Raw genomic sequence first — 24,807 nt, forward strand, 5'->3', positions numbered from 1 at the left:
TAACGTCGCCCGGCCGCTTTTCGCGATGAGGAGTTTCGCGCCATGAATTCCATGCTTCGCCGCCTCGCCCTTGCCGCTGCTCTTACAGTCGGCGCCGGCGCCGTGCTTGCTTATGCCGAAGGCGGCGGCGACCTCGTCGTGTTCGACTGGTCAGGCTATGAAGATCCGTTGCTGCACCCCGACTACACCGCCAAATACGGCGCCGAGCCGACCTTTGCTTTCTTCGGCGACGAGGAGGAAGCGTTCCAGAAGATGCGCGCCGGCTTCAAGGCCGACATCGCCCACCCCTGCTCGCAAAGCGTGACCAAGTGGCGCGCGGCCGGCATTCTGCAACCGCTCGACACCTCGCGGATCGCCGGCTGGAAGGATCTCAATCCCGGCATCATGGCGATGAAGGATCTCGCCGTCACCGCCGACGGCAAGGCCTGGTTCATGCCGTTCGACTGGGGCAACACTTCGCTGCTCTACCGCACCGACAAGGTCACCGCGGAGGAAGCGCAGTCGCTGAAGATTTTCGCCGATCCCAAATTCAAGGGCCGCGTCACCATCGGCGACAATGTCGATGACGCCTATGCGCTGGCCAGCCTGGTCATCGGCCTCAAGGACTGGACCAAGATGACCGACGCGCAGTTCCAGGAGGCGTCCGCCTTCCTGCGTGACGTCCACAAGAACATCCGCTTTTACTGGACCGACGACACCGACCTCAACCAGGCCTTTACCGGCAATGAGGTCGACCTCGTCTGGGGCTGGAATGAGACCTTCGTGACGCTCAAGGGCCAAGGCATGCCGATCGCCATGAACCGCGACACCAGGGAAGGCATATCCACCTGGGTGTGCGGCTATGTGCTGATGAAGGATGCGCCGGGCAAGCTCGATCAGGCCTATGATTTCCTCAGTGCGGTCAACGCGCATGCCGTGTCCGATTACTTGGTCAAGACCTTCGGCTACGGCCAGGGCAACAGCGCCGGGATGGCCGCGATCGACCATCAGGTGCTGAGCGACCGTGGCTTCGACAATCTCGACAAGTTCTTGGACAGGACGCTGTTCCAGCAGCCGGTGCCGCCTGAGCTCAAGCAGCGCATGGTCACGGAATTCGAGAAGATCAAGGCCGGCTATTGAGCGACAGGACTGAAAGAACCGATGTCGTCATCGTCGGCGCCGGTTTCACCGGCCTGTCGGCTGCGCTTGAGCTGAGAAAGGCCGGCATCGATGTCGTGCTGCTCGAAGCACGCGACCGCGTCGGCGGCAGGGTCGAGGCTATTCGCAACGGGCTTGGCGAGCGCATCGACAGCGGCGGCCAGTTTTTCTGCGAAGACATGCCGGAGGTGACGGCGCTGGCCGCGTCCCGTGGCAAGGCCTTCGTCGAAACCTATGTGAATGGCGATTTCATCACCCATCCATCGCTGTCGGTCGAAGAGGCCGAACGGACCTATCATGGCGCGATCGCAATCCGCGAGCGGATGAATGCGATCGAGCCGGACGATCCCTCGATCGCCGGCATGAGCGCTGCCGCCTGGCTCGAACGCCAGCCTGATCCCACTGACGCCAAGACGGCTTTCCGCTCGATGATCGAAGGCCTGTGGTGTCTGGCGATGGACAAGGTGCCGCTGTGGTACCTCATCGACAATGACCGCCGCATCACCAACGAGGTGCCCGAGCTGCAATATTCGCTGCTCGAAACCATGCAGTCGCTGGCCGAGGACATGGCGGGAGATCTCGGCGACAGGGTTTGGCTGAACGAGCCGGTTACGCGCATCGAGCACGGGCCGCAAGGGGTTCGTGCCGTCTCGGCAGGCAGCGCCATCGAAGCGCGAAGAGTGCTGGTCGCGCTGCCGCCGGCGAGGGCCGCGAAGCTGGATTTCGCGCCCGCTCTGCCGCCAGCTCTCGCAAAGGCGCTGGGCGTCTGGGAAAGCGGTGCGGTGATCAAGATCCTGGTGCGCTATCCCACGCCGTTCTGGCGCGAGCGCGACCTGTGCGGCATGGTGATGTGGCGCGACCTGCCGGGCCTGTTCGCCTGTGACGCCAGCAAGGATGCGCAACATGCCGCGCTGGTCGTCTTCGTCGGCGGACCACTGGCGTTGCGTTGGCGTCCGCTCGCGGACGCGGCGCTGCGCGCGGAGGTCACGGCAAGGCTCGTTGATGCCCTTGGCCCGGAGGCGGCCGGCATTATCGATTTCAGCCAGCGCGACTGGATCGATGACCGCTGGAGCGGCGGCGCCTACAGCGACCTAATTGTCGATGTGACGGCACGGGATGCCGAGCGCACGATCCGTGCCGGCGCTGCCCCGGTTCATTTAGCATCGTCGGAACTGTCGCCGTCATTCCCGGGCTATGTCGAAGGCGCCATCGTGATGGGGCGGATCGCAGCCAAACAGATCGCGACGGAACTTAAAATTCTTAGTGGAGCATGATCTTATTCCGAAAACCGGTTTCCACTTTTCGGGATCATGCTCAGTCCGCCATCGCCACCAAGGCCTCCGGATCGCAGCCGAGGCGGATCGAAGTGCCGACGGGGATATCGTCGGCGCCGAAGTCGTTGGTCTCGGTGACCGACAGTGGCTTTTCCAATCCGGGTATCTCGACGATGAGATGGGTGATCTCGCCAAAATAGTGGCGTTCGACCACCTTGCCGGCCACTTCGAATTTCGCCGTCGCGTTGTCCCACAGCACGCGCAATCGCTCCGGCCTGATGCCCAGCGTGGTGCCGCCGCCATTGCGCACGAAGGCCTTCGGCTTGTCGGTCCTGACCCGGCCGAAGCCCAGCGTGTCGACGACCAGCGAGGCGCTGCTCTCCTCGACGATCTGCGCTTTTACGAAATTCATGCCGCCGAGGAAATCGGCGACCTGGCGGTTGACCGGCCGCTGGTAGATTTCCTTGGGCGAGGCGACTTGGGCGATCTTGCCGCCGAACATTACGGCGATGCGGTCGGACATAGCGAGCGCCTCATACTGGTCATGGGTGACCAGCACGAAGGTGATGCCGACCGCCTGCTGCAGGCGGCGCAGTTCGACCTGCATCTGCTCGCGCAATTTCTTGTCGAGAGCCGACAGCGGCTCGTCGAGCAGCAGCACCTTGGGCCGCATCACCAAGGCGCGGGCGAGCGCCACGCGCTGGCGCTGGCCGCCGGAAAGCTCGGTGGCGAGGCGTTTGCCGAGGCCGGTGAGCGACACCTGCGCCAGCGCTTCCTCGACGCGGCGCTTTTCTTCCGTTCCTCCCAGCCTGAGCCGTTTCAGCCCATAGGCGACATTCTGCTCGACATTGAGATGCGGGAAGATGGCATAACTCTGGAATACCATGTTAGTCGGCCGGCGGTTGGCGGGGATGCCTTCCATCGACTGGCCGCCGACCGAGATCGAGCCGCTGGTCGGGTTGTCGAAACCGGCAATCATGCGCAGCAGCGTGGTCTTGCCGCAGCCGGAAGGGCCGAGCAGCGAAAAGAACTCGCCCTCCTTGATGGTCAGCGAGGTGTCGTCGAGCGCCTTGAACGCCCCATAGCTGCGGGTAACGCTGCGGATTTCGATCATTGCTCGGTCGGTTTGGGGTCGATCAGATTGGGCCCGCTCGGACTTATCTTGCTTGGATGGCTCATCCTGAGGCCGTTCGGCCCGGGACTGCTCAGGCATAGAGGCCTCCCTCGCTCTGGGTGCGTCTGGCCGCATGGCGGCGCAGGATCTCGGCAACGGTCATCAAAACGAAAGAGGCAACCAGCAGCAGCGTGCCCAGCGCCAACACACCCGGCAGCTTGGCGGCAAAGCGCAACTGGCCCCAGATATAGATCGGCAGCGTCGTCTCGGTGCCGGTCAGGAAGAAAGCGATGACGAACTCGTCGAGCGAGATGGTGAAGCAGACCAGGAGGCTGGAAATGATCGCCGGCGCCACCATCGGCAGCGTCACCCGCCGGAAGGTGCCGAAGGCACTCTCGCCGAGATCGGCGGAGGCTTCTTCGAGGCTGCGGTCGAAGCCCTCGAAACCGGCGGTCAGCACCGTCATCGAATAGGGAATGCAGATCAGGACATGGCCGAGTACGACGGTGAACAGCGAAAGGGTTAAGCCCAGTTGCAGCATGACCAGCAGCATGGAGATGGCGAGGATGATTTCCGGCAGCACCAGCGGCGCCATGATCAGGCCATTGATTGTGCGGCGGCCGGGATAGCGGTAGCGGGTGATCGAGCGGGCGGCGAGGATGCCGAGCAGCGTCGCCAGCACCGATGCCGAGATACCGACGATCAGGCTGTTCCAGGCGGCGTCAAGCAGCGCCGGCGTCTTCGGCAGGTCTTGGTACCATTTCAGCGTATAGCCGGTGAGAGGAAATTTTGGCGTCGGCGCGGTGTTGATCGAGAAGATCGGCAGGAAGATCACCGGCAGATAGAGAAAGACGACGTAGAGGAAGGCGTAGGCGGACAGCCAGCCGCCGGGAAAAAGGCGCCGCCTCGCCGTCATCGCGCCAGCCTCTGCAGCGCGCGGATGATGAGCACGGTGGCGCCCGCCATCAGCGTCACGACCAGCATGGTGGTCACGGACAATGCCGCGCCGAGTGGCCAGTTGGAGGCCTTATGGAACTGCGACTCGATGGCATTGGCGATCATCACGCCATCCTTGCCGCCGACCAGCCTTGGGGTGACGTAGTCGCCGACGGTGGGGATCATGACGATGAGAGCGGCCGAGATGACGCCCGGCGCCGACAGCGGCAGCGTCACGCGCAGGAAGGAGCGCAGCGGGCCGTCGCCAAGATCGGTGGCAGCCTCGACCAAGGTGCGGTCGACCTTCTCGAGCGAAACGAAGATCGGCAGGATGGCGAAGGCCGCCCAGGCGTGTGTGAGCGTGATGATGACGGCGCTGGAATTGTAGAGTAGCGCGGTCGATGGTTCGTCGATGATGCCGAGGCCCATCAGGCCGGAATTCAGCACGCCATTATAGCCGAGGATGACTTTCCATGACATCACGCGCAGGAGATAGCTGGTCCAGAACGGGATGGTGATCAGGAACAGCCATAGGCTCTTGTGGCGACCGCCATGGAACGAGATGAAATAGGCGATCGGATAGGCGAGGATGACGGTGAAAAAGCTCACCGTCAGCGAAATGTAGAGCGAGCGCCAGAGCAGATCGCGATAGATCGGCTCGGTCAGCGCGATGCGATAATTCTCCAGCGTGAATGTATGGTCGATGGTGAGGTAGTTCTGCGTCCAGAAGGAGTGGGCGAAGACCACCAGGATCGGCACCAGCAGCAGGATCAAAGCGTAGACCAAGGTCGGGCTGATCAGGGCAAGGCCCTGGACGGATTCGGACTGCAGAAGGGCGTTTCGCCTTGCTCGCGTCATGCGTCGCGTGGGCACCCCTTCGGCAGCTACCGTCATTGCAGCGACCCGGGCGTGATCTCGGTTGCTGGCTCGAACTGTTCCGCCATGATGCTCCCATTGACCGGGCCGGCTGCCTGTTCCCAATTTTGCGGAGCGCGCTTTGCTGGTTGCGCTCCAAGCTTGCCGGCTTTCTTTCATCATGAGCGCATCCGTGCATTGAAATCAAGCGCTATTTCTGTAATATTGATTGAACGGACATTCAAAATAATGTGAAGAAAGCCGGCTTTCCTGCCCTTGGCGCTTCGCTTTCTGTCCGGTGAAATTACGCTCAGACGATGCGAGGCAATGATGGCGGCTGCAAGAGACCTAAGAGCGATGGAAATGGCTGACGGTGGCGATGCGGTCGAGCTGGCCAAGCGCCATCTCATCCAGCCCTGGCCTTATGCCGGCTCGGTCGGCAATGAAGCGCGTGCGCTGATTGGCGAGGGCGATGGCATCTACATCACCGATGTAACAGGCAAGCGACTGATCGACGGGCCGGCCGGCATGTGGTGCATCAATGTCGGCCACCGCCGCGAGGAGCTGGCCAGGGTGATGTACGACCAGGCGATGATGCTGTCCTACAACACGCCCTGGTATACGATGAATGCGCCGTCGGCCGAGCTCGCCAAGCGCCTCGCCGATCATGCGCCGGGCGATCTCAGCCATACCTTCTTCACCACCGGCGGATCGTCGGCTGTCGAGACGGCGCTGCGCTTCATGCAGTTCTACAACAATGTGCGCGGGCGGCCGGAAAAGAAGCTGATCCTCAGCCGCGGCGGCGCCTATCACGGCTCGACCTATCTGTCGGCCTCGCTCAACGGCCGGCCGCGCGACCGCGACTGGATGGACGGCGCCGACGATCTCGTCGTCAAACTGTCCTCGCCAGACCCGTTCCGGCGGCCGAAAGGCATTGACATCGCCGCCTTCTGCGATTTCCTGGTCGATCAGTTTCGCGATACGGTCGCCCGCGTCGGCGCAGAGAAGATCGGTGCTTTCGTCGGCGAACCGGTGCAGGCATCCGGCGGCGTCGTCGTGCCGCCGGATGGCTATCTCAAGCGCATTCGCGAAATCTGCAGGGACAACGATATCCTCTATATCTCCGATGAGGTGGTGACCGGCTTCGGGCGGCTCGGCCATGTCTTTGCCTCCGGCGATGGCTTCGGCATCGACCCCGACATGATCACCTTCGCCAAGGGCGTTACATCAGGCTATTTCCCGCTTGGCGGCGTAATCATCTCGGAGCGGCTGCTTCAGGAAATGCGCCGTTCCAACCATCCCGATGCGATGTTCGGCCATGGCCTGACCTATACCAGTCATCCCATCGGCTGCGCGGTGGCGCTGAAGAACCTCGATATCCTGGAAGACAGCGTGCTGGCCCACACGCGCGATGTCGCGCCCTATTTCCAGGCGCAGTTGAAGACGCTGGAGGAACTGCCGCTGGTTGGCGAAGTCCGCGGCATGGGCCTGATGGGCTGCGTCGAGTGCGTAGCCGACCGCGAAAGCAAGGATCCGCTGCAGCTCGACAAGGATGTCGGCAAGCGCATCGACGCGCATTGCCACGAACTCGGCCTCCTGGTCCGGCCGCTGATCAACATGTGCGTGATGTCGCCGCCGCTGATCATCACGCGAGAGCAGATCGACGACATGGTGGCGATCCTGCGCGAAGGCATTTCGCGGACCATGGATGATCTGCGCAAAGAGGGCGTGTGGCAGGGGTGACTGGCAGTTCCGCCCCTACACCTGCGAGCGCATAGCCTCATTGAGGTTCCACATGTCCTTCTCCTCCGGCGCCGTCTCCAGGCCCAGCACCGGGATCTGCTTGCGCAGATGGTCGTGGTGGGTGCGCACACCGTATTCGAGGTCGGAGAGATAAAAACCCTCGAAGGCCTCCGAGATCATGGACTCGTTTGACCAGACGGAAAGCTGCACGTCCTCGTTCATGGTATCGCGGTCGATGCGGTAGGCGAGATAGCGGGCGGCCGCCTGTTCCCGGGTCTCGTCGGGGTAGCGGTAGATGGCGCCGCGCAGCAGCGTCTCGCCGGTCGACAGCGGGAACTCCTGATAGAACTGCACCGATTCCGGCATGATCGACAGCGCGTTGTTGGGGAAGATGCCGTAATAGATCCAGGCCCTGCGCAGATGCTCCGGCAGGTGTGAGGCATCGGGCGTGAGCTTGATGTATTCGCGCACGCTCCAGCGCCGGCCGGCATGCGGATTGTAGGTGGCAAACGAGCGCGACACGCCGTTGATGAACGGCTCGTCGAAATAGGTCGAGCCGTAGAGATCCTGCAGCGCCGGATGCGCCATGGCGACGTGGTAGCCTTCATTGTCGACGTCGCGCACCGACTTCCAGTTGACCGGCGTTTTCTGTGTCCAGATGCCCCAGGACGGCACCATCTCGGCCACGTTGTAGTGTGCCATCTCGGCCTCGATCGGCTTCAACAGTTCGGCCACCGAAGGCTGCGGGCCGCCCTTGCGAAAGCGGACAAAGATGAAGCCCATCCATATCTCAAGGTCGAGCGGCATCAGGCCGAATTCGGTCTTGTCGAGCTCGGGGAAGGAGCGCGGCCGGGCGGCGCCGCGCAGCGTGCCGTCGAGATTGTAGACCCAGCCATGGAACGGGCAGACCAGCGCGTTCTTGCAGGTGCCCTGGCTGTCGGCGACGACGCGGCTGCCGCGATGCCGGCACATGTTGTTGAAGGCGCGCACGACGCCGTCCTTGCCGCGCACGATGAGCGCCCGCTCGCCGACCACGTCCATAGTCAGATAGTCGCCGGCATTCGGCACGTCGCAGACATGGCCGGCGATCTGCCAATGGTTGCGGAAGACGTATTCCTTCTCAAGTTCGAGAAGCGCGTCGGAGTGATAGCTCCAGCCCGGCAGACCCCGCCGGTCCCAATCATTGGGGATCGCCACGTCACGGAGATGCGGGTTCATAAAAAAGCTCTTCTTTTATTGAATACTCATTCAATAAAACCATATTTTACATTGAAATGCAATGGTTTGTAGAAATCTCAACTTTTCAAGTCGGCACAACAGGACCAGCTGAAAGCCAGAAAATCCCGGAATATCCGGGCGTTAACCGGGGGGCGTGAAATAGTTGTCCGGCATGCGGATTTGGCCGTGCCGAGCTTCAAAACACGGCCCGCTCCGAGACGAAAATACCTGGCGTCCGCAAATTCGATCCGCAGTGTGAGCTTGTTCATAGTGCGGCCGACAGGAAGCGGGCTTGGTGCGTTCGCGGCCCGCCTGTCGTCAACATTTGATTGCCCGCATGAAACAGCTTCGCAAACGCATCTTGCCGTCGGCACATGACCGGATCTGTCCGGATATGCCCGAATTTCTTGTTTCAAACCTGTTACGCGGGCAAGCCAAGCGCATCATTCGCCCGTTACCAGGCGCGCTTAGGTTCGTTTCATAATAAAACGAAGGGGAGCAGCAATGCATACGAAAGTCGAGATCACTAGCAACGAACGACGCGCCAAACCGGCACTGCGTCAGCGCGCCAGCGACCATCCGGTTGCGATGTTCTCCATGCTGGGCGCCTGCGCTCTGGCCGTCATGTTCCTGACACCGGCTTCCGGTCCGGCCTTCGCTTCGCTCAACCCGCCGGCCAATGTCGTCCAGGGCGCGCCGACCACCATCAAGACCGCCCGGCTGCCGGAGCCGGAAATCGATTTTGCCTGCCAGGGCCAAGCCTGGGGCGCCGAGAGCGCGGAGTGCCTGCGCGTCATCGCCGCCCAGTCCGGCGTGCACAAGGCGCGTGCCGTCCGCATGATCGCCAACGCAGCGCCGCTGACCACGACACCCAACGTTTTCTGAACCTCCCGAGCGCTTCCTCCCGCGCTCGTTCTTGGCTCCCGCCGCTTCCCTCGGTCGGGAGCCTCTTTTTTAGGGCCTATCGACATTCGGGTGAGGCCGGCCTGCGCATGGAGGTTCCCTGCGCTTCCGGTGCTCGCGTACTTCAAGTACGCTCCGCTCCGGTTCTCGGGAACCACCATTCTCGACTCCGCCTGACCCGAATCTCGATAGACCCCTACGTGGGTGCTTCGGAAAACTTAGCCGGCGGCGGCGACCTGGTCGGCTATTGCCGAGAGTACGCCGCGGACGTCCAGCGTCGAGAACGGCTTTTCCAGGATTTGCGGGCGCTGCGGCGCCGGCAAGGCTTCGATCTCGGCCTTGGCGCCGATCAGGTCGCCGGTGACCAGCACGAAGCGTTTGGCCAGCGCCAGGTTGTCGGCGAGCAATTCGCGGTAGATGGCAATGCCGCTGGTGCCGGGCATGCGCAAGTCGGAAAAGACGATGTCTGGCGGCATGTGGCCGGTCAAGGTCGCCGCCGCCGACGTCCAGGCCGGCACAACCCGCGACTTGATACCCATCAGTTCCAGGATGTCGGAGAGGGAGCCGGCGACGTCGGGTTCGTCGTCGATGATCAGCGCATAGCGCAAGCCGCTGGAACGAGCCGGGCTGTCGCCGGCTGCTGCCGCGCCGCCGGTGATTACCGGCAGCTGGACGACGAAGCGCGCGCCGCGCGGCGGCACCTCCTCGAACCAGATATTGCCGTTGTGGCGCTCGACGATCGATTTCGAGATCGACAGGCCGATGCCGGTGCCGACGCCGACCGGCTTGGTGGTGAAATAGGATTCGAAGATGCGGCTGCGGATCGCCTCGGGAATGCCCGGTCCGTTGTCCTCGACCGAAAACCCGGGGTTGCCGCGATCGCTGCGGAATGTCCGCACCTTGATCAGGCGGTCGCCGCCGATACCGGCCAGAGCGTGTTGGCTGTTGATCAGGAAATTGGCGGCCACCTGCGTGACGTGGTCGGCATCGGCCATCGCCAGCAGCGGGCCGGGCGCGAAATCGGTGTCGATGATGATGCCGCTCGAGCGTGCGCCATAGGCGGTCACTTCGAGTGCGGCGCGGATCACCTGGTTGAGATCGGTCTCGGCCTGCGCCGCCGGATGCAGGCGCACCATCGACAGGAAGCTTTTGACGATGCGGCCGCAGCGCTCGGCAGCGGCGCGCACTTTCTCGGCGCGAACCTTGGTCTGCGGGTCGGTGGCGAATTCATGCAGCAGCGTCGACTGAGCAACGACCACGGCGAGCGGGTTGTTGAGCTCGTGCGAAACACCGGCCAGCAACGAACCCATTGCCGCCATCTTCTCGTTCTGGTGCAGTTTTTCGCGCTGGCGGTTGATCTCTTCTTCGGCGCGCAGCTTATCGCGCAGGTCGCGGATCGAACCGAAGATGAGCTGACGGTCGGCCACCCGCATCTCGGTCGCCGTCAATTCGATGGGAAACACCTCGCCGGCCGCATTCTGTGTCACGGTCTCAAGCCGCTGGCCAACCATCGGCGCGCCGCGGCCAGACATGTATTCGGCGCCCGAGACATAGCCCTTGCGGTAATATTCCGGCACCACGGTATCGAGCAGGTCCTTGCCGAGGATGTCGCTGCGCTGATAGCCGAACATCTTTTCGGCGGCCGGATTGAATTCGATGATCGAGCCGGTCTCGTCGATGACGATGATGGCGTCGAGCGACGCCTGCAGCATGGTGCGGCGGATGACTTCGCTGGCATGGGCGTCGGACGGCGAGTGCTCGATGGCGTCGCCGATGGCGAGCGCGATGATGTGCATCGTCGCCTCTTCCTCTTCGGTCCATTCGCGCTCGTTTAGGCAGTCATTGACCGCGAACGTGCCCCACAGATGACCGTGCGCGAACACCGATACCGACAGGAACGACTTGATGTGCTGCTTTTCGAAATCGGCCCTGAGGAACCCGTCGAGATCGCGCGTATGGCCGGCGAAGATCTTGCCTTGCCGCTCGTCCTCTCCAATCCGCTCCAGCAGCGGATCGGTATCGACGATCGACTGCATGATCACCGTCGGCGAAGCCAGTTCGCCGCCGAAGCGAGGATCGATCCAGTAGGCGGCGACCGATTGGGCGAAGCCCTGGCCGGGCAATTCGCGCAGCCTGAACAGGATGCCGCGCTGGCAATTCATGGCGCTGCAGAGCGTTTCGAGGATGGTTTCCATCTCGCGCTGCCAGTCGCCGGCATCGCGCAACCGGCGGACGACGCGCACAGCCGCCATCGCGGCGCTCTGGCGAGCGCCTTGCGGGTCCATACGTGGTGCTGGTTCAGCGGTCATGTCAGCCATCAGTAAAGGGCCGTCGGATTAGGCAGCTATGGAGCATTTCACGAAAAAGGTGAAACGCTCCATGTTTCAATGCAATCCCGAACGGAAAATCGCTACGTACTGTTCCTGGAATTGCTAGAGCGTTTCACCGTTTCACGGAAACGGAGAAGCGCTCTATCTCTTTGTTTTTACGCCATTCCGGGCGGAAAAACCGCGTACACTTTTCCTGTAATTGCTCTAGTGCCCGTCACCGGTCGGCAGCGAGAAGATATAGCCTTCGCCGCGCACTGTGCGCAAAAATTTCGGATTGGCCGGATCGGTTTCGATCTTCTTGCGCAGCCGCATGATGCGAATGTCGACGGCGCGCGACGATTCAGGATCCTCGACAAAACCAATCGCCTCGGAGATCGCCGATCGCGTCAACAGCCGGTTGGCGCGGGTCAGGAAAACCTCCAGCACATCGAACTCGCTCTTGGCCATGTCGATGACGGCGCCGTTGGCGCCGGTGACAAGCCTGCCGTCGAGGTCGGCCTGGAACGGGCCGAAGGTCAGGCGGCGGCCGCCATCGGCTTGTGTCTTCGCCGCCTGGGGCGGGCTCGGCTGCGGAACGCGGCGCAGCACGCTGCGCACACGAGCCAGCACCTCACGCAACTCGTAGGGCTTGACGATGTAGTCGTCGGCGCCAAGCTCCAGCCCGACAATGCGGTCGAGTGCGGTGCCGGCAGCCGTGGCATAGATGATGCCGACCGGTATTTTCGAGCGCAGCCAGCGGCCGAGCGACAGTCCGTCCTCGCCCGGCATGGCGATGTCGAGAATGGCCAAATGAAACGATTCCGTCTCCAGCAAGGCGCGCGCCTCGGCCGCGCTTCCGGCCTGGGTCACATCGTAGCCGTTGGCGCCGAGATACTCGGCGACCGCGTCCCGGAGATCGGGCTCGTCCTCGACGATGACAATCCGTGCCCGCACTATGGCCTCGCTCCCGCTTTCAGCGGAAAGTAGATTGGGTATAAACATGATGTCCAGCACTCATATCCGGTTGCGGGGGAACGGGAAGAAAAACATGGCTGCACGATCCGTCATCGCGCTGGTTTCCGTCGCCGATGTGGTGGCCGGCGATCTTGCCGATCATCTCGACCGGCGCGGCCATGACGTGCGCGAGGCGCGGCAGCCCTGGGAAGCTGAATCCCTGCTTTCGGCCGGAGGCATCGATATCGTCATCGTCGGCGACAGCCTCAGCCAGGCGGAAGGGCGGGACCTGCTCAGGCGTTATGGCGGCGGCCAGAGCGCGGACGGGAAGGCGGGGCCGGATTTCATCCTGATCTGCCGGCCGGCCGATCTGGTCGACAAGGTGCTGGCGCTCGAGCTTGGCGCCGCAGATGTCGTCGAAAGTCCGCTCAATGTCAGGGAGCTTGCCGCGCGCATCGGCGGCCTGCTGACGCGGCGCGGCAGGTCCGCCCAGGAACTGATCGTGCTGGAAAATGCCACCGTCGATTTGCGGTCGGCCATCGTCATGCACCGTTCGGGTACGGAAGAACAGCTGTCGCCGGGCCAGGTGGCGCTGCTCAGGCTGTTTCTGGCCAGCCCGCGCAAGGTGCTGACGCGCGACGACATCATTGCGGCGGCGCCCGCCGAAAATGCCGATGCCTTCGACCGCTCGATCGATTCGCGCATCGTGCGGCTGCGCCGCAAGCTCGACACCGAAACCATCACAACTATACGCGGCGCAGGCTACCGGTTCGACCCGCCGACGCAGCGCGCCGACTGAGGGTCGGGAGGCTGGATTGTTCCTCGGCTCGCCCAAAAAAGCTGCGCAATCTCGGGCGCCATGCATAGGCGTCAGCGCACCACCAGAAGCGATGGTCCCGACGGCAATTCGCTGGCGACTACGATTTCGCTGGCGGCATGCGCGCGGTCCTTCAGGAGAACCGTGGCGAGACCGGCAAAGCCGAGCAGGCCTTGTGCATAGAGCAGTACCGAAAGCACGGAGGCTGCAGATTTCGTCTTCATCGGTGTCCCCAAAAATCAGAACCGCGGGTGCTTCAGGATAAACCCGAAGTGCCCGCGTCGCCCACGGAGCCCCCCGTTGCGACGCGGGCCTTCGGTCCTCTCGGCAGCAAGTTGCCGGAGGGGCCGCGCATCCACTTCAACCCGAGGCCGACCCGCCAGAGGGCCCTGAGACGGTTGATGCGCAGACTGGAGACAATCCAGACCAAGGCTATGAACAGCGCGGCATGCAGCGTCGAAATCTCACCCGAATTCATCACCGCCAGTTTCGTCATCGGGGTGCCGGCTACTGTGCCGATGCCGCCGACGACAAATGCGGCGATGCTTATCCTGAAGAGCCAGGACAGGGTTGTCGATTTGATGCTCATTTTTCGTTGGCGCCGGCTGTTCTCGTTGGGATGACTGTGCCGCGAGCCTGTAACCAGATCATGCCGCCCAGGCCGCGCTTTGTTGCAAGTCGGTTTCGAGCGAAGCCAATCTTCTTTCATATGAGGACATCAGCACTTTCGTTTGGGGGGCGGTGGGTGATCGGGAGTGCGCAGCGAAGACGGGAGCACGCTCCTTGTCCACCTTGCTTGTTAACCAGAGGAAACAGATTCGAAACACAAACGAGCCTCAGCGAAGTCAGTCTGAAACATGGCGCAGGGATAAGGCGGCCACCGAATTGACGCCGGCAGGACCGGCAAAGGGGAGCCATCATGTACAAAGCCATTTCCGCCAAACTCATCAACGTCGCCGCCGCCGCTGCCGGCGCCGCGCTTCTGCTTGGCGCTGCCAATAGCACCGCCCATGCCGCGGCAAACCAGATCGTCGCGCGTGTTTCGCTGTCGCAGCAGACCATGGAAGTGCTGGTCGATGGCCGGCCGACTTTCGCCTGGAAGGTCTCGACCGGCGACAGTGCGCATGTCACGCCGACCGGCTCGTTCAAGCCGACCCGCATGCACGAGATGTGGCATTCGAAGAAATACGACAACGCGCCGATGCCGCACTCGGTCTTCTTCAGCGGCGGCTACGCCGTGCATGCGACCAACGCCATCAAGCGGCTGGGACGGCCGGCGTCGCATGGCTGCGTGCGGCTGCATCCCGACAATGCCGCCGACTTCTACCAGTTGGTCGAAACCTTCGGCCCGACCAACACCAGCATCGTCATCGTCAAGTAGCAGACTGCGTTTGGAGCGATGGTGCAGCGCAGCCGGCCAGGTCATGCCGCACCGCAAGTTCCCGCCTGAAGCTCCATCAGAGCTTCGCGGTAAATCAATCCAGTCAAAAAAGAGGCCGGAAATTTCCGGCCTCTTTTCGTTTGTTCGCTAACGCCGTTCGCAGCTCAGTCCGCGTGCACCGGCATCAGCTTCGGGTCTGGCTTTTCGGCGTGGTGCGGCAGGTCCTTGCTGGCGATGAAGGTGTAGAACATCGGCACCACGAACAGGGTGAACATGGTTCCGACCAGGATGCCGGTGAAGATCACGAGGCCCATCGAATAGCGCGCCGCCGCACCAGCACCACTGGACACGATCAGCGGCACGACGCCGAGCGCCATCGCCGCTGTCGTCATCAGGATCGGCCGCAAGCGCACCTTGGCCGAGGCGACGATCGCATCGCGCCGCCTCATGCCATGCAGCTCGCGCTGCTGGTTGGCGAACTCGACCAGAAGAATGCCATGCTTGGTGATCAGACCTATCAGTGTGATCAGGCCGACCTGCGTGTAGATATTGAGCGTTCCAAGCCCCAGATTGAGCGGCACGATGGCGCCAAAGATCGACAGTGGCACCGCCATCATGATGATCAGCGGGTCGCGGAAGCTTTCGAACTGCGCCGCCAGCACCAGATAGATGACGATTACGGCGGCTGCGAACGCGATAAGGATCGTGTTGCCCTGCTCCTTCTCCTGCCGGGACTGGCCGGAATAATCGATGAAGAAGGTATCGGGCAGGCTCTCCTTGGCAAGGTTCTCCAGGGTTTGCAGCCCGTCGCCCGTGGTGACGCCGGGAAGCGGCAGCGCTGATATCGTCGCCGAGTTCAGCTGGTTGAACTGCTCGATCGCGGCCGGCGCGGCGTTGGTCGAAATCTTCACCACCGCTGAAAGCGGCACCATTTCGCCGGTCACGCTACGCACGAAATATTCGCCGAGCTTCTCGGGATTGTCGCGGAATTCCTTCGGCACCTGCGGGATGATGTCGTAGCTGTTGGAGTCGCGGTCGAACTGAGCCACTTCGGCGCCGCCGACCAGCAGCGTCAGCGTCTGGCCGATGTCGGCGATCGGCAGGTTGAGAGCCGCCGCCCGGTCGCGGTCGATGGTCACCGTCACCTGCGGAGCGTCAAAGGACATCGAGTTTTGCACGACGATGAAGCGGCCGGAGGCCTGCGCCTTGTTCTTAATCTGCTCGGCCGCCTCGTAGACCTCGGCGGAACCACCGGTCGAGCGCACCACCATGGAGATCGGCAGGCCGCCGCCGGAGCCCGGCAGCGTCGGCGGCGCGAAGACGAAGGCCTCGACGCCGGCCACCTTGCCGAGGCGTCCCTGGATATCGGCTTGAAGCTCCTTTGAGTTGCGCTGGCGCTCGGCCCAATCCTTGAAGGCGAAGCCGACAAAGGCGCCGTTGGTGGCGCCGCCAAAGGCAACGGCGGAGAATTGCGCCCTGGTTTCGGGAATGTCCTTCACCAGGCCGAGGATCTGGTTGACGTAGGTCTCGGTGTAGTCCGAGGTCGCGTAGCGCGGTGCCGTCACGATCGACAACAGGAAGCCCTGGTCCTCTTCCGGCGCCAGTTCGCTCGAGGTCTTGGTGAACATGAAGCCGGTGAGCGCAACCAGCGCCACGACCATCAGCAGCGTCACCGGTCGATTTCTCAAGGAGGCGGTTACCGCCCGCTCATAGACATGCTCGACACGGCTGAAGGTTCCGTCGACGACGCGCTGGAAGCGACTGTGCGATCCCGCCTTGAGCAGACGCGCCGCCATCATCGGCGTGATGGTGACGGCTATGAGGCCGGACAGCACCACCGAACCGGCGAGCGTCACCGCGAACTCGCGGAACAGCGCGCCGGTCAGGCCGCCGGTGAAGGCCAGCGGCGCGAACACGGCGGCGAGCGTGATGGTCATGGCCACGATGGCGGAGAAAATCTCGCGCATGCCGTTGAAGGCCGCCTGCATCGGCGACATGTGGTCCTCCTCCATGTGGCGATGAATGTTCTCCACCACCACGATAGCGTCGTCGACGACAAGGCCGATGGCCAGCACCATGGCCAGCAGCGACAGAAGGTTGATCGAATAGCCGACCGCAAACAAAAGGAAGCAGACGCCGACCAGCGACAGCGGGATGGTCACGATCGGCATCATCACCGAGCGGAATGAGCCGAGGAACAACAGGATGACCACGACGACGATGGCGACGGCTTCGGCGATGGTCTTGAACACTTCATCGATCGAGGCGCTGATCTGTTCGGTGGAATCGTAAACGATTTCGATGGTCATGCCTTTCGGCAGCGTCTCTTGAATCAAAGGCACGATCTTGTGGATCGCCTCCGCCGTTGTCAGCGGGTTGGCGGCCGGCGTCGGGAAGATGGCGAGGAAGGTGCCGGGCTTGCCATTGAAGCTCACCCTCGTGTCGGTGCTCTCGGCGGCAAGCTCGACTCGCGCCACGTCGCGCAAGCGCACCACCTGGCCGTCCGTCGAGCGCAGCGGAAGCTCGGCAAAGGCCTCAGGCGTCTGCAGCGTCGAGCGAACCGTGATCGAGGAGACGACATATTCGTTCTCGGTGTTGCCGGGCGCCGACAGGAAGTTGGAGTTGTTGATCGCCGCCAGCACTTCGGCGGCGGTGACGCCACGCGCAGCAAGCTTGACCGGGTCGATCCAGACCCGCATCGAATATTCCTCGGCGCCGAAGATCTGCACGTCGGCGACACCTTCGACCGTCGACATGCGGGGCCGCACGACACGCTCGATATATTCGGTGAGCTGCTCCTTGCTCATGTTCGGATTCTGCATCGAGATGTACATCATCGCGAACTCTTGGCCGGTGCCCTTGACGATGACCGGGTCCTTGGATGCATCCGGCAAGGTGCCGCGTACGCCCTGCACTTTCGACAGGACCTCGGTCAGCGCGACATCCGGATTGGAGCCGAGCTTCATCTGGACGACCACAGTGCTCGAAGACGGCCGGCTGGACGAGGTGACGTAGTCGATGTTCTCGGTCGAGGCGACGGCCCGCGCGATCGGGGCGGAGATGAAGCCCTGGATCAGGTCGGCGCTGGCGCCGGGATAGGCGGTGGTGATGGTGATCGCCGTCTCGTCAACCTTGGGATACTGCCGGATCGACAGGTTGAAGATGCCCTGGAACCCGAGGAGCAGGATCATGCAGGCGAGGACGGTGGAGAGGACCGGCCGGCGAATGAAGATGTCGGAAAAGTTCATTGCTGAGCCTGCTGGTTAGCCGACTTGCTGGGATCAATGGTGTTGTCGACAGCGACGGACATGCCGTTGAAGAGACGGTTCTGACCGGCGGTGACGACCTCGTCCCCGGCCTTGATGCCCTCGATGATCTCGACCATGCCGTCGTTGCGGCGGCCGGGCTTCACGAACACCTGCGACAGCACGAGCGCCGGCTTTTCCGGTTCTGCCGCGGGCTTCGCGGGGTCGACAGCCGGCTTGTCCGCGGGCTTCGCCGCGGCGTCTTCGGCAGCCGGTTTCGCGCCGGCCGGCTTTGCATCTGCCGCCGGCTTTGCCGCGTCGGCCCCTGCAGCAGGCTTTTCCTCGGGTTTCGCGGCTGGGGCGCCTTCCGCCGGCTTCGCCGGAACGACGACGAAGACGAAGTCGCCATAGAGGCTCGACGTCAATGCCGTCTGCGGCAAGGACAGAATGTTTTTCTCCTGCGGCAGCTCGACGCGAACCTGGACGAACTGGCCGGGCGTCAGCTTGCCGTCGGGGTTGGCGACCTCGCCGCGCACGGACACCAGGCGGCTTGAAGCGTCGATCTTGGGATCGATGCCGCGAATGGAGCCGGCAAACGGCATGTCGGCGCCGCCGCCGGTGCCGCCGAGGCCGAGCCGCACGGCCTGGCCTATCTTGAGCAGCGGCAGCTGCTGTTCGGGTACCGAGAAATCGACCCGCATGGTGTCCAGATCCTGCAAGGTCACCACTGCGTTGCCGGGCGAGAGATATTGGCCGAGGTCGATCTTGGGGATGCCCACGGTGCCGGCGAAAGGCGCCGTCAGCTGCTTCTGATCAAGCACGGCCTGCAGCTTGTTGACCTGCGCGGCGGAGGCCGATGCAGCGGCTTGAGCGGTGTCGAGCGTGGCATCCGTTCCGACGCCGCGCCGCTGCAGTTCCAGCGCGCGTTCGAGCGCCGTCTTGTCGGACACGGACTGCGCCTTGGCCGCGACGAGATCCGCGCGTTCGACGGCATCGTCGAGCTGCAGCAGGACCGAATCGACAGGCACCTTCTGGTTGGCGTGGAAAAGGATGTCCTTGACGATGCCGCTGGTCTCGACGGTAAGGTCGACACCGCGCACGGCGCGTACCGTGCCGATCGCCTCGACGCCCGGCGTCCAGTCGGAAGGCTTGACGACAACCGTCGATACGGTCGTCGCCGGCGGCTTCATGGTGGCGAAATACTGTTTGATAGCGTTGTCGCGGAACAGGTTGAAGCCGACAACGCCGACGCACACCAGAGCGAGCAGAAGCAGAATTGCGGTGATAGAGATGAAGCGCTTCACGAACTGTCCCCTCGGCCGGTTTCCGGCAAAATAGCCGAATAGCGGGACACTTATCGACGCCAGGTCCCGATTACAAATGACGGCGAACTTACTGTACCGTCTGGACGGTCTTGTCAATTCCGCCTAGGCTGGTGCGGGGGAAGGGATCGATGAAGACCCAAAGGGCAAATTCGCGCGACAAGATACTCGCCGCCGCCGCCGATGTCGCACGTGAGGCCGGTCCCGGCAGCCTGTCGCTTGACGCCGTCGCCAGCCGCGCCGGCGTGTCAAAAGGCGGCCTGTTATATAACTTTCCGACCAAGGCCAAACTGATGCAGGGCCTGGTGGAGAATTACCTGCGCGCGTTCGAGCTGGCGCTGGAATCGGGCCGTGTCGCCGGCGCCAGCGGTGAGAACCTGCTCGCCACCTATATCCGGCTCTCGGCGGATGATTGCGAGGAGCCGAAGCCGACGGCTTCGTGGATATTCTCGGCGATCGCCGAGGATCCGGATTTCCTGACGCCGATAAAAGCCTTCAAGTCGCAGCTGCTGCAGCGGCTGAAGAGCGAGACGCCGGACCTGAAGACGCTGCTGGTCTGCTTTCTGGCCATCGAAGGGCTGCGCAGCATGAACCTCTTCGATTCCGACGTGCTTTCCGCCGACGAACGCCGCTTGCTGGTATCGGCCCTGCTGGAGATTGCGGGATAGCTCAAGACGTCGGGTCGAAGAAGCGATACGGGCCGGGCGGAAAGGACGGTTGGTGAGCGGCATGGCATAGCCACGCATCACGACATCGGCGATTTCAAGCTACAGCCCCCTGATTCGTTGGATCGATGGTTCAGGAATGACTGCGCGAATGCGCGGCCGACTATGTTGCGCCGCACCATAACACTGCCGTGTCAGCCTTGAGACGGCGCTCGGCGAGGCCGGCAAAGCGCGTTTTAGGGCTGTGATGGCGCCGACCTATGGTTATGGCGTTGTCATGTTGTGGCGCACAAACTATGTGCCTTTGTAGTCCTCCTAACAGTCGCGAGATCTCCATGGGTTCCCTTTCTTCGAAGAATGCGCTCGTCACCGGATCGACCAGCGGCATTGGCCTGGCCATTGCCCGCGCCCTTGCCGCCGAGGGCTCCAACGTCACGATCAACGGCCTTGGCGAAGCCGCGGCGATCGAACAGGAGCGCGCCGGCATCGAGAAGGATTTCGGCGTCCAGTGCCGCTACTCCGGCGCCAACATGATGGACGGCGCAGCGGTGACCGCCATGGTGCGCGAAGCCGAGCAGGCCTTGGGCAGCCTCGACATTCTGGTCAACAATGCCGGGATACAGCATGTCGCGCCAATCGAGGAGTTTCCCGACGACAAGTGGGAAGCCATCATCCGCATCAATCTGCTTGCCGCCTTTTACGCGATCAAGGCCGTGGTGCCCGGCATGAAGGCGCGCAAATGGGGCCGCATCATCAACACCGCGTCGGCGCATGCACTGGTCGCCTCGCCGTTCAAGTCGGCTTACGTCTCGGCCAAGCACGGCATAGCGGGTCTGACCAAGACGGTAGCGCTGGAAGTCGCGCAGGACGGCATCACCGTCAACGCCATCGCGCCCGGCTATGTCTGGACGCCACTGGTCGAAAAACAGATCCCCGACACGATGAAGGCGCGCGGCATGACCGAGGAACAGGTCAAGCGCGACGTGCTGCTGGCAGCGCAGCCCACGAAGGAATTCGTCACCGTCGAGGAGCTCGCCGCGCTGACGCTGTTCCTGTGCTCTGACGCAGCCAGACAGATCACCGGCACAACCTTGCCGATGGATGGCGGCTGGACGGCGCAGTAGGCGCGGTCCCCCGGCGCCGCTCTTTCCTTGACAAAGACGAAGGATCAATCCAGCATTGTGGCAAGGGGTTCCTTCGCGACGACCCCGTGAGGCGTCAGCCCAATGATCGCGTCCAAACTCTCACTCTGGAGGTGGACGCCATGCCGTCAACAACCGCAATCACCGTAGCGCAGCTTTCCCGCCTTGTCGGTCTGTCCGACGCGCCTGTTCTTGTCGATGTCCGCATCGACGAAGACTACGACGTCGATCCGCGGCTGCTTCCGGCCTCGTGCCGGCGCGACTTCAAGTCTGTTTCGAGCTGGGCGGCCGAGTTCACGGGGGCTCATGCTGTCGTCATCTGCCAGAAGGGGCTGAAGCTCTCGCAAGGCGTTGCCGCATGGCTGCGCCATGAGGGCATTGCTGCCGAATCCCTTGAAGGCGGCTTCGAGGCGTGGCAGGCGGCCAAGGGACTTCTGGTCAAGGCCGACAAGATACCGCCCCGCGACGACAAGGGCCGCACGGTCTGGGTGACGCGTGCCCGCCCCAAGGTCGACCGCATCGCCTGTCCCTGGCTGATCCGCCGCTTCGTCGATCCCTCGGCGGTGTTCCTGTTTGTCGAGCCGTCTGAAGTGCTGGCGGCCGCCGATCGGTTTGGGGCGGTTGCCTTCGACATCGACGACGTGTTCTGGAGCCATCGCGGCGAGCGCTGCACCTTCGACACGATGATCGAAGAGTTCGGGTTGCGGTCCGAAGCGCTCGATCGCCTTGCGCTGATCGTGCGTGCAGCCGATACGGCGCGCCTCGATCTCGTACCGCAGGCGGCCGGGTTCCTCGCTGCATCGCTCGGGCTGTCGCGCATGTTCCGCGACGATCTCGAACAGCTTGATGCCGGCATGCTGCTCTACGATGCGTTCTTCAGATGGTGCCGCGATGCCACTGACGAAACCCACAATTGGCCCAGCGCGGGCAAAGCGCCATGAGCGCCCTTGCCGCGGACGACAATGCACAGGCTACCGAGGCTCCGATCGTCCCGACCTTCCGCCAAGCCGCGAAACTGTGGGCAAGGATCGGCCTGCTCTCCTTCGGCGGGCCGGCCGGACAGATCGCGCTGATGCACAAGGAATTGGTCGAGGATCGCCGCTGGATCGGCGAGCAGCGGTTCCTGCATGCGCTCAACTACTGCATGCTTCTGCCAGGCCCCGAGGCACAGCAGCTCGCCATCTATATCGGCTGGCTGCTGCACCGGACCGCCGGCGGCCTCGTTGCCGGCATCCTGTTCGTGCTGCCCGGTGCGTTTGTCATGCTGGGCCTCAGCATCTTCTACGTGCTTTACAATGATGCGCCCGTCATCGAGGCGCTGTTTTTCGGCATCAAGGCGGCGGTGCTGGCCGTCGTCGTGGAGGCGGTCCTCCGCATCGGGAAACGGGCGCTCAAGAACCGGGTGATGATGGCGATCGCGGTGGCCGCGTTCCTTGCCATTTATGTCATCAGGCTGCCGTTTCCGCTGATCATCCTGGTTGCAGGGCTGACCGGCTGGATCGGCAACCGCCTGGCACCGGCGCGTTTTTCCGGAGCCGCACGCGGCAAGGACAATTTGCCCGATGTCAGGGGCGCCGTCGACGTCATGTTCGAACGCGGCGAACTCGCTCACACCAAGCCGACGAAATGGCACGCGCCGCGCACCATCGCGATCTGGGTGCCGATCTGGCTCGGGCCGGTCGTACTGATCCTGGCGCTGACCGGCCCTGCCAGTGTTTGGGCACAGCTTGGCGGCTTCTTCAGCCTGATGGCGGTGGTCACATTCGGCGGCGCCTACGCCGCACTCTCCTATGTCGCGCAGGCAGCGGTGACGTCGTTCGGCTGGCTGGCGCCGGGTGAAATGGTCGATGGGCTTGGCCTGGCCGAGACGACGCCGGGACCATTGATCCTGGTGCTGCAATTCGTCGGCTTCGTCGCCGCCTACCGGCACGCCGGTGCGATGGGACCGCTTGTCGCCGGATCGCTCGGCGCATTGCTGACGCTCTGGGTGACGTTCGTGCCGTGCTTCTTCTGGATCTTTCTCGGTGCCCCCTACATCGAAGCGCTGCGCGGCAACAAGGCACTGTCGGCGGCGCTGAGTGCGATCACGGCGGCTGTCGTCGGCGTGGTGATGAACCTTGCGCTGTGGTTCGCACTGCATGTCGTCTTCGGCGCGGTGCACCGCGTTGGCCTGGGCATGGAGGTGCCGGTGCTGTCGTCGCTGGATTGGCGTGCCGCGCTGCTGGCGGCAGCCGCTATGGTCGCCATGCTGAAACTGAGGATCGGCATGCTGCCGACATTGGCCGGCTCGGCGCTGGCCGGACTGGCGCTGCTGGCCTTGCCTGCGTAGCGTCCGAAGGCGCGACCAGCCATTATCACAGCCGGATTTTTGAGGTATGCCGGGCCGGCGCACAACGGTCGCGGGCGCTGGTGGGATCAGCGCTGGCCCCGGAGATACGCTTTACGTCGAACCCGATACCGCCAAGCTGAACCTGCTCGACGCGGAGAGCGGCGCGCTGGCGAACTGATTTGACGAGGTTGGCCGATCTGTTCAAAGTCGATCCTGGATCGCACAACGGGATATGACATGGTGGATTCCGATCGGATCGACAAGCTGATCGCAGGGGTGCCCCCCGCCTTGGCGCTTCGTGCCGGGCTGGACCTTGGCATCTTCACCCGGCTCGGCGGCGATGCTGCGACTGCCGACAGCCTTGGGGCAGCGCTCAAAGTCGAGCCCGCTCGTCTGTCGCGGCTCCTCTACGCGCTCGCCAGCATCGGTCTCCTCGACGTCAAGGATGGTCAGTTTCGCAACGGAGCCGAAGCGTCGAAGTTTCTCGACGCGTCCAAGCCGACCTATCGCGGCGGCGATCATGTGCTGCTGCGCGAACTCTGGGGAGCCGACCTTTTGACCGCAGAGTCGCTGCGGCAGAACCGGCCGGCCGCGCTGCATGACTTTTCTGAAGCGGGGCCAGAATCCGCAGCGGCCTTCAGCCGCATGCTCGCACCGGGAGGGGTGATTTTCGGCCGGAATCTGGCCCGTGAGCTGGACCTCTCGGCGGTCCGTTCGGTGATCGACATCGGCGGCGGCGCCGGGACCATTCTGGTCGGACTTCGCGAGCGATGGCCGCATATTGCGGCGACTTTGATGGAACTCCCGACGGTCGCAGCGGTCGCACCAGCGATCCTGTCGGAATACGGTGCCGGCGATGTGGTTGTCGAAGAAGGCGACATAACGGTCGCTCCATCGACCGGCCGGCATGACTTGGCAATCCTGAAGGCTGTCGTCCAGGTCCTGCCGCCGGACCAGGCGCGCAGTTCGATCCTGAACGCGGCGCGTTGCCTCACCCAAGGAGGCGAGATCGCAATTGCGGGGTGGGGTGTCGTCGATGACGACCGTCTCGGCCCGCCTGAGGGTGTCTTTCTCAATCTCACCTTCCTGAACCTTTACCGCGCAGGCGAATCGTACACGGAAGGTCAGTATCGCGGGTGGATGGCCGGGGCTGGGTTCCGGGATATCTCCAGGTCGCAGCTGACCGACGGCACCACGTTGTTTCGTGGGCGCCTCACGGACTGATCGTGGCTGGAGTGGTTGGTTTCGGGCGTGTGTGGCCCTCAGAGCCAGCCCCGGACGGATTGCACAAAGTTCCTGAGGCGGCGTGAGCCGATCTTTCCCCTTACCGGGCAGCGCGGTGTCCCCTGTCTTCTCGATAGCTTCTTCGCAGAGGGGGCATTTAAATGTCACTTGGTCGACAACAAGTTCGGGATAGCGGCATATTTCGCATTCGTCGATTGGGGCGGAACCTCCGACAGGAT

At 63.1% G+C, this 24,807-nt stretch carries 21 protein-coding genes; 11 read left to right on the forward strand and 10 right to left on the reverse strand.

Annotated features, from left to right (window positions below):
- Positions 1–42: 42 nt before the first annotated feature.
- Positions 43–1,119, forward strand: a complete 1,077-nt coding sequence (locus X730_RS146775) for an extracellular solute-binding protein (RefSeq protein ID WP_023754160.1) — start codon at positions 43–45, stop codon at positions 1,117–1,119.
- Entirely contained in the window at positions 1,116–2,411 is a 1,296-nt protein-coding gene (locus X730_RS146770) for a flavin monoamine oxidase family protein (protein ID WP_023754161.1), read from the forward strand. Before X730_RS146775 ends, X730_RS146770 begins: the two co-directional genes overlap by 4 nt.
- 40 nt (positions 2,412–2,451) lie before the next feature.
- Here X730_RS146770 and X730_RS146765 read toward each other — a convergent pair whose 3' ends face one another.
- The 3 genes from X730_RS146765 to X730_RS146755 form a co-directional block, all read right to left on the reverse strand.
- Entirely contained in the window at positions 2,452–3,525 is a 1,074-nt protein-coding gene (locus X730_RS146765) for an ABC transporter ATP-binding protein (RefSeq protein WP_023754162.1), read from the reverse strand.
- Between the two features lie 91 nt (positions 3,526–3,616).
- Positions 3,617–4,441 (reverse strand): ABC transporter permease, encoded by an 825-nt coding sequence (locus tag X730_RS146760; protein ID WP_023754163.1) that lies wholly within the window; start codon positions 4,439–4,441, stop codon positions 3,617–3,619.
- Positions 4,438–5,355, reverse strand: coding sequence for an ABC transporter permease (locus X730_RS146755; protein WP_023701363.1), 918 nt, complete (start codon positions 5,353–5,355; stop codon positions 4,438–4,440). The genes X730_RS146760 and X730_RS146755 overlap by 4 nt, the downstream gene beginning before the upstream one ends.
- A 291-nt stretch (positions 5,356–5,646) precedes the next feature.
- Here X730_RS146755 and X730_RS146750 point away from each other — a divergent pair, with 291 nt between their 5' ends.
- The gene (locus tag X730_RS146750) at positions 5,647–7,059 is read left to right on the forward strand and encodes an aminotransferase (RefSeq protein WP_023670068.1); all 1,413 of its coding nucleotides are present in this window, start codon (positions 5,647–5,649) and stop codon (positions 7,057–7,059) included.
- Between the two features lie 15 nt (positions 7,060–7,074).
- Here X730_RS146750 and X730_RS146745 read toward each other — a convergent pair whose 3' ends face one another.
- Complete coding sequence (locus X730_RS146745) at positions 7,075–8,277, reverse strand: aromatic ring-hydroxylating dioxygenase subunit alpha (RefSeq protein WP_023696407.1); 1,203 nt, start codon at positions 8,275–8,277, stop codon at positions 7,075–7,077.
- 504 nt (positions 8,278–8,781) lie between these two features.
- On the opposite strand from X730_RS146745, the gene X730_RS146740 reads away from it, so the two are divergent.
- Positions 8,782–9,162, forward strand: coding sequence for a hypothetical protein (locus X730_RS146740; protein ID WP_023751676.1), 381 nt, complete (start codon positions 8,782–8,784; stop codon positions 9,160–9,162).
- 236 nt (positions 9,163–9,398) lie between these two features.
- Here the strand turns inward: X730_RS146740 and X730_RS146735 are convergent, their stop codons facing one another.
- Both X730_RS146735 and X730_RS146730 read right to left on the reverse strand, forming a co-directional pair.
- Positions 9,399–11,489 (reverse strand): hybrid sensor histidine kinase/response regulator, encoded by a 2,091-nt coding sequence (locus X730_RS146735; protein ID WP_023826748.1) that lies wholly within the window; start codon positions 11,487–11,489, stop codon positions 9,399–9,401.
- A 225-nt stretch (positions 11,490–11,714) separates the two neighbouring features.
- Positions 11,715–12,443 (reverse strand): response regulator transcription factor, encoded by a 729-nt coding sequence (locus X730_RS146730; RefSeq protein ID WP_023670064.1) that lies wholly within the window; start codon positions 12,441–12,443, stop codon positions 11,715–11,717.
- Positions 12,444–12,537: 94 nt separating this feature from the next.
- Here X730_RS146730 and X730_RS146725 point away from each other — a divergent pair, with 94 nt between their 5' ends.
- Positions 12,538–13,242, forward strand: coding sequence for a response regulator transcription factor (locus X730_RS146725; protein ID WP_023670063.1), 705 nt, complete (start codon positions 12,538–12,540; stop codon positions 13,240–13,242).
- 71 nt (positions 13,243–13,313) lie between these two features.
- Here the strand turns inward: X730_RS146725 and X730_RS1000000166365 are convergent, their stop codons facing one another.
- A complete protein-coding gene (locus tag X730_RS1000000166365; protein WP_023670062.1) occupies positions 13,314–13,484 on the reverse strand; it encodes a hypothetical protein in 171 nt (56 codons plus the stop codon).
- Positions 13,485–13,516: 32 nt separating this feature from the next.
- Positions 13,517–13,849: a hypothetical protein gene (locus X730_RS1000000166370; protein ID WP_023670061.1), complete on the reverse strand. Its 333-nt coding sequence runs from the start codon at positions 13,847–13,849 to the stop codon at positions 13,517–13,519.
- A 330-nt stretch (positions 13,850–14,179) separates the two neighbouring features.
- Here X730_RS1000000166370 and X730_RS146720 point away from each other — a divergent pair, with 330 nt between their 5' ends.
- Positions 14,180–14,641, forward strand: a complete 462-nt coding sequence (locus X730_RS146720; RefSeq protein WP_023730774.1) for a L,D-transpeptidase — start codon at positions 14,180–14,182, stop codon at positions 14,639–14,641.
- A gap of 164 nt (positions 14,642–14,805) precedes the next feature.
- Here X730_RS146720 and X730_RS146715 read toward each other — a convergent pair whose 3' ends face one another.
- Both X730_RS146715 and X730_RS146710 read right to left on the reverse strand, forming a co-directional pair.
- Complete coding sequence (locus X730_RS146715) at positions 14,806–17,889, reverse strand: efflux RND transporter permease subunit (protein ID WP_023696405.1); 3,084 nt, start codon at positions 17,887–17,889, stop codon at positions 14,806–14,808.
- Positions 17,886–19,190 carry an efflux RND transporter periplasmic adaptor subunit gene (locus tag X730_RS146710; protein WP_023735209.1) on the reverse strand — a complete coding sequence of 435 codons (1,305 nt, stop codon included), beginning with the start codon at positions 19,188–19,190 and terminating at the stop codon, positions 17,886–17,888. The genes X730_RS146715 and X730_RS146710 overlap by 4 nt, the downstream gene beginning before the upstream one ends.
- A gap of 149 nt (positions 19,191–19,339) precedes the next feature.
- On the opposite strand from X730_RS146710, the gene X730_RS146705 reads away from it, so the two are divergent.
- The 5 genes from X730_RS146705 (at position 19,340) to X730_RS146685 (ending at position 24,568) form a co-directional block, all read left to right on the forward strand.
- A complete protein-coding gene (locus X730_RS146705; RefSeq protein WP_023824982.1) occupies positions 19,340–19,876 on the forward strand; it encodes a TetR family transcriptional regulator in 537 nt (178 codons plus the stop codon).
- Positions 19,877–20,208: 332 nt separating this feature from the next.
- Positions 20,209–20,997, forward strand: coding sequence for a 3-hydroxybutyrate dehydrogenase (locus X730_RS146700; RefSeq protein WP_023824981.1), 789 nt, complete (start codon positions 20,209–20,211; stop codon positions 20,995–20,997).
- A 140-nt stretch (positions 20,998–21,137) separates the two neighbouring features.
- Complete coding sequence (locus tag X730_RS146695; RefSeq protein WP_023683941.1) at positions 21,138–21,956, forward strand: sulfurtransferase/chromate resistance protein; 819 nt, start codon at positions 21,138–21,140, stop codon at positions 21,954–21,956.
- Positions 21,953–23,344, forward strand: a complete 1,392-nt coding sequence (chrA, locus tag X730_RS146690) for a chromate efflux transporter (RefSeq protein ID WP_023826749.1) — start codon at positions 21,953–21,955, stop codon at positions 23,342–23,344. The genes X730_RS146695 and chrA overlap by 4 nt, the downstream gene beginning before the upstream one ends.
- A gap of 237 nt (positions 23,345–23,581) precedes the next feature.
- Positions 23,582–24,568 carry a methyltransferase gene (locus tag X730_RS146685; RefSeq protein ID WP_023751680.1) on the forward strand — a complete coding sequence of 329 codons (987 nt, stop codon included), beginning with the start codon at positions 23,582–23,584 and terminating at the stop codon, positions 24,566–24,568.
- Positions 24,569–24,807: the final 239 nt, after the last annotated feature.

The organism is Mesorhizobium sp. L103C131B0 (assembly GCF_000502275.1).
In the GTDB taxonomy this organism is placed as follows: Bacteria; Pseudomonadota; Alphaproteobacteria; order Rhizobiales; family Rhizobiaceae; genus Mesorhizobium.

Coding starts and splice junctions, on each gene's coding strand:
- X730_RS1000000166365 (WP_023670062.1), bottom strand. CDS start 13,484: ATGAAGACGAAATCTGCAGCCTCCGTGCTTTCGGTACTGCTCTATGCA.
- X730_RS146775 (WP_023754160.1), top strand. CDS start 43: ATGAATTCCATGCTTCGCCGCCTCGCCCTTGCCGCTGCTCTTACAGTC.
- X730_RS146735 (WP_023826748.1), bottom strand. CDS start 11,489: ATGACCGCTGAACCAGCACCACGTATGGACCCGCAAGGCGCTCGCCAG.
- X730_RS146760 (WP_023754163.1), bottom strand. CDS start 4,441: ATGACGGCGAGGCGGCGCCTTTTTCCCGGCGGCTGGCTGTCCGCCTAC.
- X730_RS146725 (WP_023670063.1), top strand. CDS start 12,538: ATGGCTGCACGATCCGTCATCGCGCTGGTTTCCGTCGCCGATGTGGTG.
- X730_RS146740 (WP_023751676.1), top strand. CDS start 8,782: ATGCATACGAAAGTCGAGATCACTAGCAACGAACGACGCGCCAAACCG.
- chrA (WP_023826749.1), top strand. CDS start 21,953: ATGAGCGCCCTTGCCGCGGACGACAATGCACAGGCTACCGAGGCTCCG.
- X730_RS146715 (WP_023696405.1), bottom strand. CDS start 17,889: ATGAACTTTTCCGACATCTTCATTCGCCGGCCGGTCCTCTCCACCGTC.
- X730_RS146765 (WP_023754162.1), bottom strand. CDS start 3,525: ATGATCGAAATCCGCAGCGTTACCCGCAGCTATGGGGCGTTCAAGGCG.
- X730_RS1000000166370 (WP_023670061.1), bottom strand. CDS start 13,849: ATGAGCATCAAATCGACAACCCTGTCCTGGCTCTTCAGGATAAGCATC.
- X730_RS146745 (WP_023696407.1), bottom strand. CDS start 8,277: ATGAACCCGCATCTCCGTGACGTGGCGATCCCCAATGATTGGGACCGG.
- X730_RS146700 (WP_023824981.1), top strand. CDS start 20,209: ATGGGTTCCCTTTCTTCGAAGAATGCGCTCGTCACCGGATCGACCAGC.
- X730_RS146750 (WP_023670068.1), top strand. CDS start 5,647: ATGGCGGCTGCAAGAGACCTAAGAGCGATGGAAATGGCTGACGGTGGC.
- X730_RS146695 (WP_023683941.1), top strand. CDS start 21,138: ATGCCGTCAACAACCGCAATCACCGTAGCGCAGCTTTCCCGCCTTGTC.
- X730_RS146685 (WP_023751680.1), top strand. CDS start 23,582: ATGGTGGATTCCGATCGGATCGACAAGCTGATCGCAGGGGTGCCCCCC.
- X730_RS146755 (WP_023701363.1), bottom strand. CDS start 5,355: ATGACGGTAGCTGCCGAAGGGGTGCCCACGCGACGCATGACGCGAGCA.
- X730_RS146705 (WP_023824982.1), top strand. CDS start 19,340: ATGAAGACCCAAAGGGCAAATTCGCGCGACAAGATACTCGCCGCCGCC.
- X730_RS146720 (WP_023730774.1), top strand. CDS start 14,180: ATGTACAAAGCCATTTCCGCCAAACTCATCAACGTCGCCGCCGCCGCT.